Consider the following 13,317-nt stretch of genomic DNA (forward strand, 5'->3'; position numbering starts at 1 on the left):
ACATGACCTTGTGTGCAATCCGCACGCATCGAAACTTTGAGAAGACAATGTACCAGGCTCGATACGACGATATTATCAATGATGGGGCTACGAGCGCCAAAGAGCGGGAGCGGTCACTATTCGATCAATCGATCATGATGCTTGAAGCGGCACGTGATGAGGGCGGTTATTCATTCAAGGGAATTGAAGCCATCGAGTTCACGTCCCGCCTGTGGATGATCGTGATGGAAGACCTGGGTGATACGGCAAACCAGTTGCCACAGGACCTACGCGCTTCATTGATATCCATAGGCATATTCATCCTGAAGGAACTGGAAGCGATCCGTCAGGAAAGATCGGTCGATTATGACAGTATTATCGATATCACAAAAACCATTCGCGACGGGATATGAACGCCATGAAAGTCTCACTGCGTTCCGGTGAAAAGATATATGTGAACGGGGCTGTCTTGCGCGCTGATCGCAAAGTTGCGCTCGAATTCATGAACGATGTGAGCTTCCTTCTGGAAAGCCATGTGCTTCAGGCCGACCAGACAACGACACCGCTCAGGCAGCTCTATTTTGCGGCGCAAATCATGCTGATCAACCCATCGGCAAAGAATGAGGCAAACCTGGCTTTCAAGCGTATGCTGGCAGCGCTTCTCGGCACGTTTTCCAACCAGCAAATGCTGAAAGAGCTGAAGCTGGTAGATGAAATGGTCTGTAACGGCCGGATATTCGAAGCACTGAAATCGATCCGTTCGCTTTATGCGCTGGAAGCACAGATCATGTCGGGTTCCGACACTACCATTCCTGCGCAAGCGGGCCAGATAAGGCCGGAGGCGATAGCATGACCACAATTCCGCCCATAGGCACGGAACAAACAAACCAGTCCAACTCGCCGAAAGCTGTTGCCGGTGCCGACTACCAGACTTTTCTGAAGCTGCTCGTGGCCCAGATGAAAAATCAGGACCCGACAAAGCCCATGGATGCAACGCAACAGGTGACGCAGTTGGCGCAATTCTCCAGCGTCGAACAAGCTGTTCAGATGAATGCCAAGCTTGAACAATTGCTGGCCAGTTCGTCATTGTCACAGGCAGATGGTATCATCGGACGAACCGTAACGAGCGCGGACGGCAAGGTCTCAGGGGTGGTCGAATCTGTACGCATCTATAGCGACGGCATGGTTGCCAAGCTCAAGGGTGGTGAAGAAATGATCATTACTCCCGGTATTGTCATCAGCTGATCATGAATGAGGCTGATGCACTCGACATCGTCAATCAGGCGATCTGGACGGTTATTGTTGCCGCCGGTCCAGCAGTCGGTGCAGCAATGCTTGCCGGTGTCGGCATTGCCCTGTTTCAGGCGCTGACACAGATCCAGGAAGTCACACTAACGTTTGTTCCTAAGATACTGGTTATTCTGGCAGTTCTTGCCTTGACCGCTCCCTTTGTTGGCTCGCAGATCAATACACTGACGCTGCTGACCTATTCGCGGATTGAAAAGGGTTTTTGATCTAAGAGTGTGACGCGCGGGCTTCGCGTAAGCTTCATCTCCTATTGTCTTTTTGAAATAGGAGAATGCCGTGCAGCAGGCAGCAGTAAAACGACTGGGCGATAAAGGTTATCTGACTGGCAGCGATGTCGGTCTTGCGCTCGGAATTGTCATCATTCTGACAGTCCTGTTCCTGCCGGTTTCCCCGATGGTTCTGGATATCGGGCTTGCCTTTTCCATTGCCCTCTCCGTTTTGATACTCATGGTCTCGCTGTGGATTCAACGCCCGCTGGATTTCTCTGCATTTCCGACCGTGCTGCTGATCGCAACCATGATGCGCCTTTCGCTTAACATCGCAACGACACGCGTTATCCTGACTCACGGCGATGAGGGCTATGCCGCGGCTGGGCAGGTCATTCACGGCTTCTCACAATTCGTCATGGGGGGCGACTTCGTCATCGGGCTGGTGGTCTTCGCAATTCTGATCATTGTCAATTTTCTGGTCATCACCAAGGGTGCAACGCGTATTGCAGAAGTCGGTGCACGCTTCACGCTCGATGCGATACCGGGCAAACAGATGGCGATTGACGCAGATTTATCCTCCGGTCTCATTGATGAGAAAGAAGCTCAGCACCGCCGCCGTGAACTGGAGGAAGAAAGTGCGTTCTTCGGGTCGATGGATGGTGCCTCCAAGTTCGTACGAGGCGACGCGATTGCCGGGTTGATCATCACCGCCGTCAATATTTTTGGTGGTATTATAATCGGTGTGACCCGGCACGGTATGGAAGTCGGCGAAGCAGCCGACGTGTTTACCAAGCTGTCAGTTGGCGATGGCCTGGTTACACAAATACCTGCTTTGATTGTTTCGCTGGCGGCAGGTCTGCTGGTCTCCAAGGGCGGCACACGGGGATCGACTGACAAAGCGGTGTTCGGACAGTTGGGAGCCTATCCAAAAGCCCTTTTCATCGCCGCCCTGCTGCTGTTTGTTCTTGGCATATTGCCGGGCCTGCCTGCCTTTCCTTTCTTTGTACTCGGGATCGGCTTGACCGCGATCGGCATTTCTGTGCCGCGCAAACTGGCCAGGATTGCCGCTGCAGCACAAGCCGAATTGGTGATGAAGCAGAAGACTGCAGAGGATGAGGATCGCAACTCTGTCAAAGCATCGCTTGAAACGACGCAGATCGAGCTTTGCCTTGGCAAGCAATTGTCTTCGCGACTGATGTCCTCACAGCTGGAGCTGGCGCACCGCGTCAACAAAATGCGCAAGAAATTTGCGGTGGAATATGGATTCGTCGTACCCGAAATCAAGGTTACGGACGACTTCCTGCTGCCGCCAAAGACTTACCGCATCAAGATTCATGGCACCGTGGTGGCTTCGCATGAACTTCGTGTCGGCGAGATTCTCGTCATCCCCGGAGACCGGCCACCGCCACATGTTCCCGGCGAAGAAGTAAGAGAACCGGCTTTCGGGATGAAGGCTTATTCAGTTCCCGAAACATTTGCCGCAGAGCTTAAGCGCGACAACTATATGACCGTCGACAATCTTTCGGTCCTGCTCACTCATTTAAGCGAGATCGTTCGCAATAATCTTTCGCAACTGCTGTCCTACAAGGATATGCGGGCGCTGCTTGATCGGCTTGGCCCGGAATACAAGAAGCTGCTTGATGATATTTGTCCAGCCAACCTGTCTTATTCCGGTTTGCAGGCGGTTCTGAAGCTTTTGCTCTCGGAACGTGTTTCGATCCGCAATCTCCATTTGATCCTTGAAGCGATCGCTGAAGTCGCACCGCATGTCCGGCGGTCGGAGATGATCGTTGAGCATGTGCGTATGCGCATGGCACAACAGATTTGCGGCGATCTTGCCGACAATAGCGTGCTTTCTGTGTTGCGTCTGGGCAATCGCTGGGATCTGGTTTTCCATCAAAGTCTCAAGCGGGATGCCAAGGGTGAAGTTACGGAATTCGACATTGATCCGCGTCTGCTTGAGCAATTCGGAACGGAAGCAACGAGTGCGATCCGCAAGCATCTCGATGCTGGAGAGCGGTTTGTTCTGGTTGCTTCGCCCGAAGCCCGGCCCTATATCCGGATGATCATCGAGCGCTTGTTCACAACGCTTTCCGTTCTGTCTCATGTGGAGATAGCGCGAGGCGTTGAAGTTCGTTCCCTTGGAACAATTTCGTGAGCAGGACCTGAATGCTTGCCCTGGGTGACACGGCACTTGCCGGACTTCTGGTGTTCGCACGCGTGGGGGCCTGCCTGCTGATCATGCCGGGCATTTCCAGCCCGCGCATTCCTGCACAGATACGGCTTTTTCTGGCGCTGGCATGTTCGTTGATGGTGGTCCCATTGGTGCTCGCTCAAGTGGCTCCGGCAGCGAAAACCGCACCGCTTGTTTTGATGCGGATCATCGTGGTGGAAATTCTTGTCGGCGGGTTGATCGGCGTGCTGGCCCGCATGTATTTCTGGGCCTTGCAGTTCATGGCCAATACTATTGCGATGTCTGTTGGTTATTCCGGTGCACCGGCAGGATCGATCGAAGGGGAGGAGCCGCAAGCCGCAATCGCCAGCTTTGTGACTCTCACAGCGCTTTGCCTTTTCTTCATCACAGATTTGCATCTGGAGGTGTTTCGCGCGCTCCTGTCCTCCTACACAGCTATCCCGGTTGATGGTATTTTCCAGCCGGGCACGGCCTTGGTCAATCTGACGGATACCCTGTCAAAAGCATTCATGAGCACCATACGAATAGCTGCACCATTCATCGTTTTTGCAGTTGTCGTGAATATCGCTGTCGGGCTGATTAACAAGCTAACCCCGGCTATCCCGGTCTACTTCATTTCCATGCCATTCGTGCTGGCTGGTGGTCTCATGCTGCTCTACTTCGCCATGCCGGACCTGCTAAGGCTTTTCACAAGCGAAGCTGGCTCCTATCTGCGGACATTTTGATGGCGACCGGCAAACACGCTTCGTATCTCGGTTTGATCCGGTTGCAAAAACTGGAGAAAACGCGCGCTGAAATGGCGATTGCCAATCTTAATATGCAGGTCTTGGCGATTGCTGACGAGAGCGAGGCGCTGTTCAAAATGCAGGATGACAGATTCAATCCCGGTGCTGATCTGGTTCCTCCGGACCTTATCATAAAACGACTGGAGGCGAACAGAATGAGAGCAAGTCATCTGGCGGATCAGGCGGCGGCTCAACGCAAGCACCTGTTGAAGATTTCTAGGACGCTGGATGTCCTGGGCGACCGGTTACGGTCCCATGAAAGCGAACAACAGCGCCAGGATGCCTCTATGGAAATCGATGAATATATCAGCCAGTTGCTCGGGAAAGCTGCGAACTAAATGTGCAAGGCTCAAGCCTCAGTCAAGTTTGAGCAGTTAATGTCATAAACATGAAACAGTTTGGGACGGTCTTTTATGTCGGTTAATCCTCCTTCCGATCTGGTGTTGGATGTGGCCAAGGCTGCTGACCCGCAGACCATGCGGGCATCGATGGAAAGATTGCGGACCATGGCTGCCGACCGGGTTACGGCACAAGGGCCGTTATCAAGCGAGAATTTTGCGCGATTTCGGACAGAAGGAACCCACTCTGCGGGCGCGCCTTCAAACACGCCTGTTTCAAACCCTGCTTTCAAAAAGTTTGAAGCCTTTATGCTGCAGTCTTTCGTTGAATCAATGTTCGCGGGTGAGAATCAGGCAGTCTACGGTGAAGGTATTGCAGGGGAATACTGGAAGTCGATGATGTCCGAAGCCATTGCCAATCAGATGGCAGAGGTTGGCGGAGTTGGAATTGCACGCATGCTGGAAGAGCAGAGTGCCAAACGAATTAAAAACGAAGCGGTTGAGTCTCTCGACGCCGCTACGGCCATTCATACCAAAGAGCAGGATTCATGAAAATGGTAACCGTTAACGACGACAAGCAGAAAATCGGCCTTGATCCTGCCCTCGATCCTGTTCTTATCGCCATCCGGCGATTGGAAGGTGTAATTGAACATGAGACAGATATTCTCATGGAAGGTGGTGCTGTTGATCTTGCCGAGATCAATGCCAGCAAGAGCCGCGGGTTGCGTGATTTCAACAAGGCACTGGGAAAGGCCGTGAAATCGGTCGACAATCCGGCACTCAAAACGCTTCAGCCTGTGCTTGATAATCTGAGGCTCAAGCTTGAGCGTAATTGTGAAGCCTTGAAATTACACTTGCGGGCCGTCAGCGAACTGACAGGCATAATCCGTGACGCGCTTGAAACACATGAAGCTGACGGCACCTATACGGCGCGGCAAATGCGCGATGGCATGGGCGCATGATACGCATCGTCATCATCGGATTGTGGATATGTATTGTTGCTCTCGGTTCACTTTATTTTGCCGTTCAGCAGAATTCAGCGGGTGCTGCGGTGGCTTCTCACAATCCTCAGCCGCTGGATGATGGCAAGACGGAAGTCTTCAGTGTTCCGATTATCATCGACGGCGCTGTTCAGGGCTACGTTGTGACCCAGCTTGTCTATACGATTGACAGTGCTGTGAAAGCCTCTGTCAAATTACCGGTATCATTCTTCATCAATGACGAGATATTTCAGCAGTTCTACGGCCATTACTCCGACGTGAAGGACGTGCAGACGGTCAAGTTCGATGACGTAAAACAGGCTGTTATCGATGGCGTCAATGCACGTTTCCCCGAGCCTCTCGTCAAGGACCTTTTGGTTCAGCAATTCAACTACATTTCATCCAAAGAAATTCGCGACCAAAACACCAAGGGTATCAGTCGCGGTTGACCCGATCTGCCCGGATCTTTCAGCCCAGCGAATAATACTTGCCGGACAATGCATGAAGCACTCTTTCGCTCAATGGAGCGACGCTTGCATCCGGCGCAAACCGCACCCCGACATCCAGATCCTTGCGCCAGACAATCCGCGCAATGAGAGCGCCGCAATGTTGATCGTCAAACAGCCAGAAACGGTCGGGGACATCGCACTGACCAATCATCCGTATCCGAGCTCCGCCTTCGGCGAGATCCTGAAAATGGCACTCTGTGAGAAACTGTCCGTCCAAAGTCACAAGTTTGCCGGAGCGCAATCTCGTTCGCTTGCGGTCTTGTTCTCTTTGTTCTGATTTGCCGGGTCTGGGCACGGACATGGATAGTGTACTCAACGCAATCATATAAGGCCGGGATCTCAAACCGAAGTCTGCAATCTGGCAATCTTCTGTTGTGTACGCTGAAACAATTGCAAATCCGTTATAAACCGGAGTGCTCTCAATCGACGTTTTTCGGCAGCTGGTTCGATAAAAATTCCACGACGGCTCGCACGCTGGGCAATTGTCCGCGACGGTGAGGCATAAGCAGGGTCGTTGTCACAGTACCTGCTGACCAGCCGGGCAAAACGCGGAGCAAATCTCCACGACGAATTGCACTTGCACAGATTGACGATGGCAGACATGTCATTCCCAGCCCGGCAATGGCCGCTTTGATCAGGGCGATGGATTCGTTCGCCATCATTCTCCGGATCGGCTTTGCCGTCACGACCGCGCCAGTGTCCGAAACAAGATGCCAGTTTTCCGCGCCAGGAGCAGTTAACAAACCAAAATGGTTGATCAGCTCGTGCGGAGAGGCGGGCTCTCCCTGTGCAGAAAGATATCCGGGAGATGCAACGACAAATATCGGTTCGACCATCAATTGTCTTTGGACAAGATCCGAATCTGGCAAGGGTGCAAAATGACTGCGGATCGCGAGGTCGTAGCCTTCCTGGACGAGATCGACAAACCGGTCGCTTGCATGCATTTCCAGATTTATCTTGGGGTACTTGCTGGCAATGACCGGCAGGCAGTCTGCCAGATAAAATTGTGTTGTGGGAATGGAGGCCGTCAGTCTTACAGTGCCGCTCGGCTCGGCCATCCGGCTGCGAACGATATTTTCGGCCGCTTCCGCTTCAACCAATGCACCGCGTGCATGATTGAAGAAGTCACGCCCAACGTCTGACAATGAAAAGCTGCGCGATGTACGATGGATGAGGCGAACGCCGAGTTCTGCTTCCAGCTCGGCTATGCGCTTGCTGATTGTCGATTTGGGGATGCCGAGTCGGCGCCCCGCCTCTGAAAAGCTCCCACCGTCGACGGCCTGAACAAAAAGATAAAGATCATTGAGATTCATCATCAGCGTTCCCTCATAGTCCATATATGTGGACGATAGGTTGCAAAATTGCTGTGTACCAGAAGATCGTCCAATTATACTAACTAATAATTGTGAAGGCGGAAGAGCCTTGAATGAAGAAATAAGGAAATCACAATGACCCAGATACTTTTCTATGGCGTGCCTGAAGGCTGCTCTTTCGGTTCAATTGTTGCGCTGGAGTGGTCCAGGCAACCCTATCTGCTCTCACGCATCGCGATGCCGGAAACTGTGACCAGCGAGGCCTATCGGCAGATCAATGCTGTCGGGGAGACACCTACATTACGGACGACAACGGGCGAGTTTATCAGCGAAAGCATGGCTATCCTCAACCATATCGGAACCGGGGCCATTGAACAGGGAATAGCCTTCAGGCAAGGCACCAAAGATTTTGATCGTCTGAACCAGATGCTGGCATTCTTGAACACCACTTTTTTCAACGCATATGCATCGCTTTGGTACGCGCTTGAACATGCAAGTGACGGGAACGAAAGGGAGGTGCTGATTGGTTATGGCAAGACCAAGGTAGCCAAGGCTCATGAGGATTTGGAACTTCTGCTTGGAAGTCAGCAATGGCTGTTGGGTGATAACCCGACATTGGCAGATGCTTACTACATGGGAATCGCCCGTTGGAGCGATTTCCACAAGACAGCAAGTTACGCTGACTATGCTGGTTTAAACGCGCTTCACCAAAGATTGGAAGCTGATGCAGGGGTAAGGTTCGCCTATGCGATTGAGCACGAAGAACCGGCAGTCTCTGCTGGTGGCTTTGCAGGGCATGTCAGTTTTGACGATGCTCTGAAACTTACGCGCAAAGCGGCATGAGCGATCAGAGCGTCTGCACGTCTCCAAGCTGATAACCGGCGGTCAAATCCAAAGAGACACCAGGGAAGCAATCCAGATTTTTGCTTTCCTGGTGTAATGATGAAGAAGCTTCTTTACTTTAGTAAAAAATTCTCAGATTGAGATTGGCAGGTTTTTTTCATCAAACTCGGGGGAGTCATACCATTGAGAAACCAAGTTGTTCTGGCTTTACTGTTTGCCGTTGCCGGTGTTTCGGCGGGTTACGCGCAAACTTGCGAAAGTAACTTCAAGGTGACTGGAGTGCCCTTAATAACGGCAATGAACTACAAGACCTCATATGTTTTTCCAAAGGCTAAAGCAGATCAGGTTTTGAAAACACTTGCTCAGGCGGTAGCCGCGGAAGGTTTTTCAGGAATACAGGTCAACAAATCTCTTGGTGCAATTGACGCTTATCAGGAGACGTCTGGTTCCGGGCGGGAACAAACCTTACGGATAGTGGCGCGCAAGAAGGGTGCTGGCACACGCGTTGATGCCATGTTCAACATCCAACAGGGGCAGGTCACATCGGAAAAGGTTGTGCGCAAAGGTCTGTGCGATATTGTTATATCCGTTGCTGATTGATCGAGTCTACTGACAACAATTGCAAGAATCGGATTGAATTTTCTGTCAGAGTTCACGATTTTAAAGGCAGGTTGAAATCTGAGGCTGCCTCATGAGCGAGACAATACATCACTATTGTGTTTTCGATACCGCAGGGGGATTCTGCGGTGTCGCCTGGAACAATATCGGTATTACGCGGTTCCAATTGCCGACAAAGAGTGCAGAGGCGACGGAACGCGTTCTGCTTCGCCGTTTGCCCAAAGCACTACTTAGCGAACCGACAGCGGAAGTAGTAAAAGTAATTGCCGCTGCAAAGCGTTACTTTGATGGAGAAGAAATAGATTTCTCCGGTGTTGCAGTAGACATTGGCGATCAGGAGCCGTTTTTCGAGCAAATCTATGCGCAAGCGAGACGCCTTGGCTGGGGCGACACGACGACGTATGGCACGATCGCAAAAGAACTGGGAGCAGGCCCCGAAGCCGCGAGAGATGTCGGGCAGGCCATGGCCAAAAATCCCATACCTTTGATTATCCCATGTCATCGGGTTCTGGCCGCGGGAGGCAAGGTCGGGGGCTTCTCTGCGCCCGGTGGTTCAGTTGCCAAGGCCCGTATGCTTGAACTGGAGGGCGTCCATCTTGGCGCTCCACCGGCGGCACAGCAATCCTTTGGTTTTTGAAGCTATCACGATGACAGAGCAGCCAGGCGCGATTTAAGAAAGCGCAACTCTGCCGGTTGACGTGTCAGTGCTATGGCTCGCCGGTAAGAGCTCACGGCAGCCTCGGTCATTCCAAGTTGCCGTTGCATATCGGCACGGGCTGCATGGGCCAATGGATAGTTTTCGAGGTTCCCTTGCTGGATAATTATTTCGATTGCAGCAAGCCCGGCTTGTGCCCCATCACGTTGCGAAAGTGCTGCGGCTCGGTTTAAAGCCACGACAGGGGATGGGTCCACGCGCAAGAGGATATCATACAGCGTAACGATCTGGGCCCAGTCGGTGTCCTGGGTGGTCGATGCATTGGCGTGGACGCTGGCGATAGCAGCCTGAAGAACATAAGGACCGATATTGCGAGCGGCGAATGCCTGCTCTACCAGTGTGCCGGCTTCATCAATCAGATGGCGGTTCCAAAGTGACCGGTCCTGATCTTCCAACAATACAATGTCCCCGACCTGGTCGATACGGGTGTGGCGCCGCCCTTCGTGCAGGAGCATCAGCGCCAGCAGTCCCATTGCTTCTGGCTCCCGCAGCAAACCAACCATCAGTCGGCCTAATCGAATTGCTTCGGCGCAAAGGTCAGCCCTTGTCAGTTCCGGCCCTTCAGTAGTGGCATAACCCTCATTGAAGATGAGATAAATAACCCGCAAAACACTTTCGAGGCGTTCTGGGAGCTGGGCATGGTCCGGCACTTCATAGGGAATGGCGTCCTCACGAATTTTTGTCTTCGCCCTGACAATACGCTGGGCGATGGTCGGGGCGGGAGCGATATATGCCCGGGCAATCTCTTCCGTCGTCAGTCCGGCAACTTCGCGCAAGGTGAGGGCGATACGTGCGTCGGCGGCAAGTGCCGGATAACAACAGGTGAAGATCAGCCGTAGCTCATCATCGCTGATATCTTCTGGCACTGCAGGTTCATACAGTTGCTCTGCAAGGACAGTAAGCTCGGGTATGGCGGCGGCGAGCCGCGCCTGTTTGCGCCAGCGATCAATTGCTTTGAAACGTCCGGTGGAGACGAGCCAGGCATAGGGATTTTGCGGAATACCCTCGCGCGGCCAACGTTCCGCAGCAGCGGTGAAGGCCTCTTGCAAGGCCTCCTCCGCCGCTTCAAATCCGCCAAGAAGACGGATCAATGTTGCAAGGACGCGGCGCTTTTCGGAACGATAGATTGCTTCAAAGGCGGCGTCTGCACCGTGCCGGTTCACAGTTCCGGCGGCGGCGTGCTGAAGTCGACAACCGGCCGGACTTCGATCGAGCCAATCTTTGCCAAGGGATGTCCCGATGCGGCCCGCACAGCATCATTAAGATCGTTGGCTTCGATCAGGATAATCCCGCCCAGCATTTCTCTGGTTTCCATGAATGGGCCGTCGACCGCAGACATCTTGCCATCACGTACCTGTAAAGTCATGGCGTTTTCAGGCAGTTCAAGGGCCTCGCCCATGACGAAATGGCCGCTTTCTTTTAGTTTCTCGTCATAGTCGGCGCACTCGGAAAGTGCTGCATTGGCTTCAGGGCTTCCGCTAAAGAGTGTTTTTGCATTGTAATAGATGAGACAGGCGTATCGCATAATCTGATTTCCTTCAGTTAGGTTGTTGAACACCCCTAATCGTTTGGCGGAAGTCCGATTCGACAAAGCTACAAAATTTTTTTCGCGATATTGCAAAAAAGTTGCTGACCGCAATTCAGGTCACGCGTCGTTTTTCCAGCTTCCGGGCCAAGGTTCGTCGATGCATACCTAACCGTCTGGCCGTTTCAGAAATATTAAAGTCCGTTTCGACCAGCATTTGATGGATTCGTTCCCATTCCAGCGTCTTGATCGAAGTCGGACGGGCGGTAAGTGCTATATCGATGTTTCCAGCCGCCTTGCTGAATGCTTCCTCAATATCATCTGTATTGGAGGGCTTGGCGAGATAGTGACATGCACCCAGCTTGATCGCCTCCACAGCAGTCGCAATACTGGCGAACCCGGTCAGAACAACGATCAGCATGGATGGGTTATGTGCATGCAATGCCTCGACACAAGCAAGACCAGAAGCACCTGCCAATTTCAAATCGACAACCGCATAACCTGGAGAATTCTCTTTTAAAGTCTCATCAAGTTCCTCCAGACTCGACGCCAGCAGGACATCATAGTCGCGCCGCTCGAAAGAACGCTTCAACGTCTTTGCAAACGCAATGTCATCCTCCACGATAATCAGCAGACGTCTATCCGACATGAGAACGCGCTCCAATTGCAAGCGAGGCGAGGGGCAGATTTATTGTCACCGCAGCACCTCCTTGAGGGAGGTTTTTGGCATATACCACGCCGCCCAGCTTCCGCACCGCATTGACCACGAGGAAAAGGCCAAGTCCTCCGCCAAGCCTGCCCTTGCTTGATTGATAAGGCTTGCCAAATTGTGCCAGCATTTCGGGAGCAAAACCAGGCCCGGCATCGCTGATGCGTAGCACGAGTGTATCGGCGTCACGTTCCGCCATGAAACCTATCCAATCGGGGGAGGCGTCGAAGGCATTGTCAAGAATGTTATAGATAACCTGTTTCAATGCGGAGTCGGACACAATGGCAATATCAAGCCCGAAAGCGTTGCCATAAGACAGTTTTGCTCCAGATCTCGCTGCGCGCCATTCACTGACAAGTTCATCGAGAAAAGTATTTACCGTCGTGATTTTGGGAGATTCACCGCGCGCCTCTCCGGCAGACAGAAGGATGCCCGTTACAATTGCCTTGCAACGCTGAACCTCAGCCTGCATCTCGTCTATCTCCTGCAACATTGATGGGTCGCGGGACAGGGTCGGCATACGTCTCCAGTCACCCAGTATGACAGATAAAGAAGACAGGGGAGTGCCCAGCTCGTGCGCTGCACCTGATGCCAGAAGCCCCATGCGCACAATATGGTCTTCCTCGGCAGCATGTTGTTTGAGCGCAGCAAGGTTAGCGTCCCGCTCACGCAGGTTACGACTGATGCGGGCGATAAAGACAACCAGAAGCGCCGCATCGAGAATGAAACAGAGAAGCATGCCAAGTATATGGAGACGAAACAACTCATCGGGCGCATGACCGGGCAAGAGCAGTGGCCTGTAGAATATTATCAGACCGGCAAAGCTTGCACTGGCGATGGCTACGATGGCAGATGTCAGTCTTGCATCTAGCAGCATTGCGCCGAGCGTTACCTGAAGAAGGTAGAGAAATATGAACGGATTGGTTGCACCGCCGCTCAAGTAGAGCTGCACGGTAAGGGCTGCAACGTCCAGAACCAAAGCAACAAACAATGTTGCTGCCGTGACGCTTCTGCGCTGGCGCAGCCACAACATGCTTGCAAGATTGAGGATAACCAAGGCGCATAGAACAACAACCATCGGGGTAACAGGCAGGGCAATTTTCATACCCGAATGCACAACAGTGATGGTAACGATTTGGCCGATCACAGCGATCCAGCGCAGCTGGACCAGCAACGCCATGTTTTTCCAGTTTGCCGTGTGATCAGCGGGAGGGAAAACAGGAGCACTGATATGGGATTGGTCTGGCAGTGTGGTGATGGAAGCCGTTTTGGTCTGATTCATCGTTCCCGAT

General features: G+C 52.6%; 19 protein-coding genes. 13 read left to right on the forward strand and 6 right to left on the reverse strand.

The genetic code is table 11. The features are described 5' to 3' along the window. Positions 1-47: 47 nt before the first annotated feature. The 10 genes from flaF to ACYJL1_RS25185 all read left to right on the forward strand — a co-directional run bounded on the left by flaF (position 48) and on the right by ACYJL1_RS25185 (position 6,242). Entirely contained in the window at positions 48-392 is a 345-nt protein-coding gene (gene flaF, locus ACYJL1_RS25140; RefSeq protein WP_460899806.1) for a flagellar biosynthesis regulator FlaF, read from the forward strand. Then, a complete protein-coding gene (gene flbT, locus ACYJL1_RS25145) occupies positions 389-832 on the forward strand; it encodes a flagellar biosynthesis repressor FlbT (protein WP_460899807.1) in 444 nt (147 codons plus the stop codon). The genes flaF and flbT overlap by 4 nt, the downstream gene beginning before the upstream one ends. Next, entirely contained in the window at positions 829-1,224 is a 396-nt protein-coding gene (flgD, locus tag ACYJL1_RS25150; RefSeq protein WP_460899808.1) for a flagellar hook assembly protein FlgD, read from the forward strand. The genes flbT and flgD overlap by 4 nt, the downstream gene beginning before the upstream one ends. A 2-nt stretch (positions 1,225-1,226) precedes the next feature. After that, the gene (locus ACYJL1_RS25155) at positions 1,227-1,493 is read left to right on the forward strand and encodes a flagellar biosynthetic protein FliQ (RefSeq protein ID WP_115054996.1); all 267 of its coding nucleotides are present in this window, start codon (positions 1,227-1,229) and stop codon (positions 1,491-1,493) included. A 70-nt stretch (positions 1,494-1,563) separates the two neighbouring features. Then, positions 1,564-3,654 carry a flagellar biosynthesis protein FlhA gene (flhA, locus tag ACYJL1_RS25160; RefSeq protein WP_460899809.1) on the forward strand — a complete coding sequence of 697 codons (2,091 nt, stop codon included), beginning with the start codon at positions 1,564-1,566 and terminating at the stop codon, positions 3,652-3,654. An 11-nt stretch (positions 3,655-3,665) separates the two neighbouring features. After that, positions 3,666-4,415, forward strand: coding sequence for a flagellar biosynthetic protein FliR (gene fliR / locus ACYJL1_RS25165; protein ID WP_460899810.1), 750 nt, complete (start codon positions 3,666-3,668; stop codon positions 4,413-4,415). Continuing rightward, the gene (locus tag ACYJL1_RS25170) at positions 4,415-4,813 is read left to right on the forward strand and encodes a hypothetical protein (protein WP_460899811.1); all 399 of its coding nucleotides are present in this window, start codon (positions 4,415-4,417) and stop codon (positions 4,811-4,813) included. Before fliR ends, ACYJL1_RS25170 begins: the two co-directional genes overlap by 1 nt. Positions 4,814-4,888: 75 nt before the next feature. Next, positions 4,889-5,365 carry a rod-binding protein gene (locus ACYJL1_RS25175; RefSeq protein ID WP_460899812.1) on the forward strand — a complete coding sequence of 159 codons (477 nt, stop codon included), beginning with the start codon at positions 4,889-4,891 and terminating at the stop codon, positions 5,363-5,365. Between the two features lie 2 nt (positions 5,366-5,367). After that, positions 5,368-5,775 (forward strand): flagellar protein FlgN, encoded by a 408-nt coding sequence (locus ACYJL1_RS25180; RefSeq protein ID WP_460900010.1) that lies wholly within the window; start codon positions 5,368-5,370, stop codon positions 5,773-5,775. Continuing rightward, positions 5,772-6,242: a hypothetical protein gene (locus ACYJL1_RS25185; RefSeq protein ID WP_460899813.1), complete on the forward strand. Its 471-nt coding sequence runs from the start codon at positions 5,772-5,774 to the stop codon at positions 6,240-6,242. Before ACYJL1_RS25180 ends, ACYJL1_RS25185 begins: the two co-directional genes overlap by 4 nt. Positions 6,243-6,261: 19 nt before the next feature. Here ACYJL1_RS25185 and ACYJL1_RS25190 read toward each other — a convergent pair whose 3' ends face one another. Both ACYJL1_RS25190 and ACYJL1_RS25195 read right to left on the reverse strand, forming a co-directional pair. Continuing rightward, positions 6,262-6,603 carry a PilZ domain-containing protein gene (locus tag ACYJL1_RS25190; RefSeq protein ID WP_460899814.1) on the reverse strand — a complete coding sequence of 114 codons (342 nt, stop codon included), beginning with the start codon at positions 6,601-6,603 and terminating at the stop codon, positions 6,262-6,264. A 118-nt stretch (positions 6,604-6,721) separates the two neighbouring features. After that, positions 6,722-7,618 (reverse strand): LysR substrate-binding domain-containing protein, encoded by an 897-nt coding sequence (locus ACYJL1_RS25195; protein ID WP_460899815.1) that lies wholly within the window; start codon positions 7,616-7,618, stop codon positions 6,722-6,724. A 132-nt stretch (positions 7,619-7,750) separates the two neighbouring features. On the opposite strand from ACYJL1_RS25195, the gene ACYJL1_RS25200 reads away from it, so the two are divergent. The 3 genes from ACYJL1_RS25200 to ACYJL1_RS25210 all read left to right on the forward strand — a co-directional run bounded on the left by ACYJL1_RS25200 (position 7,751) and on the right by ACYJL1_RS25210 (position 9,713). Beyond that, positions 7,751-8,458 (forward strand): glutathione S-transferase family protein, encoded by a 708-nt coding sequence (locus tag ACYJL1_RS25200; protein WP_460899816.1) that lies wholly within the window; start codon positions 7,751-7,753, stop codon positions 8,456-8,458. A 183-nt stretch (positions 8,459-8,641) separates the two neighbouring features. After that, the gene (locus ACYJL1_RS25205) at positions 8,642-9,058 is read left to right on the forward strand and encodes a hypothetical protein (RefSeq protein WP_460899817.1); all 417 of its coding nucleotides are present in this window, start codon (positions 8,642-8,644) and stop codon (positions 9,056-9,058) included. Positions 9,059-9,149: 91 nt separating this feature from the next. Further along, positions 9,150-9,713: a methylated-DNA--[protein]-cysteine S-methyltransferase gene (locus ACYJL1_RS25210; RefSeq protein ID WP_460899818.1), complete on the forward strand. Its 564-nt coding sequence runs from the start codon at positions 9,150-9,152 to the stop codon at positions 9,711-9,713. Between the two features lie 5 nt (positions 9,714-9,718). Here the strand turns inward: ACYJL1_RS25210 and ACYJL1_RS25215 are convergent, their stop codons facing one another. The 4 genes from ACYJL1_RS25215 to ACYJL1_RS25230 all read right to left on the reverse strand — a co-directional run bounded on the left by ACYJL1_RS25215 (position 9,719) and on the right by ACYJL1_RS25230 (position 13,307). Then, positions 9,719-10,954 (reverse strand): RNA polymerase sigma factor, encoded by a 1,236-nt coding sequence (locus ACYJL1_RS25215; protein WP_460899819.1) that lies wholly within the window; start codon positions 10,952-10,954, stop codon positions 9,719-9,721. Continuing rightward, a complete protein-coding gene (locus ACYJL1_RS25220) occupies positions 10,951-11,316 on the reverse strand; it encodes a YciI family protein (protein ID WP_460899820.1) in 366 nt (121 codons plus the stop codon). Before ACYJL1_RS25220 ends, ACYJL1_RS25215 begins: the two co-directional genes overlap by 4 nt. Before the next feature lie 115 nt (positions 11,317-11,431). After that, the gene (locus ACYJL1_RS25225; RefSeq protein WP_460899821.1) at positions 11,432-11,965 is read right to left on the reverse strand and encodes a response regulator transcription factor; all 534 of its coding nucleotides are present in this window, start codon (positions 11,963-11,965) and stop codon (positions 11,432-11,434) included. Continuing rightward, positions 11,955-13,307 carry an ATP-binding protein gene (locus ACYJL1_RS25230; RefSeq protein ID WP_460899822.1) on the reverse strand — a complete coding sequence of 451 codons (1,353 nt, stop codon included), beginning with the start codon at positions 13,305-13,307 and terminating at the stop codon, positions 11,955-11,957. Before ACYJL1_RS25230 ends, ACYJL1_RS25225 begins: the two co-directional genes overlap by 11 nt. Between the last annotated feature and the right edge of the window lie 10 nt (positions 13,308-13,317).

It is taken from the genome of Phyllobacterium sp. K27 (genome assembly GCF_054796155.1).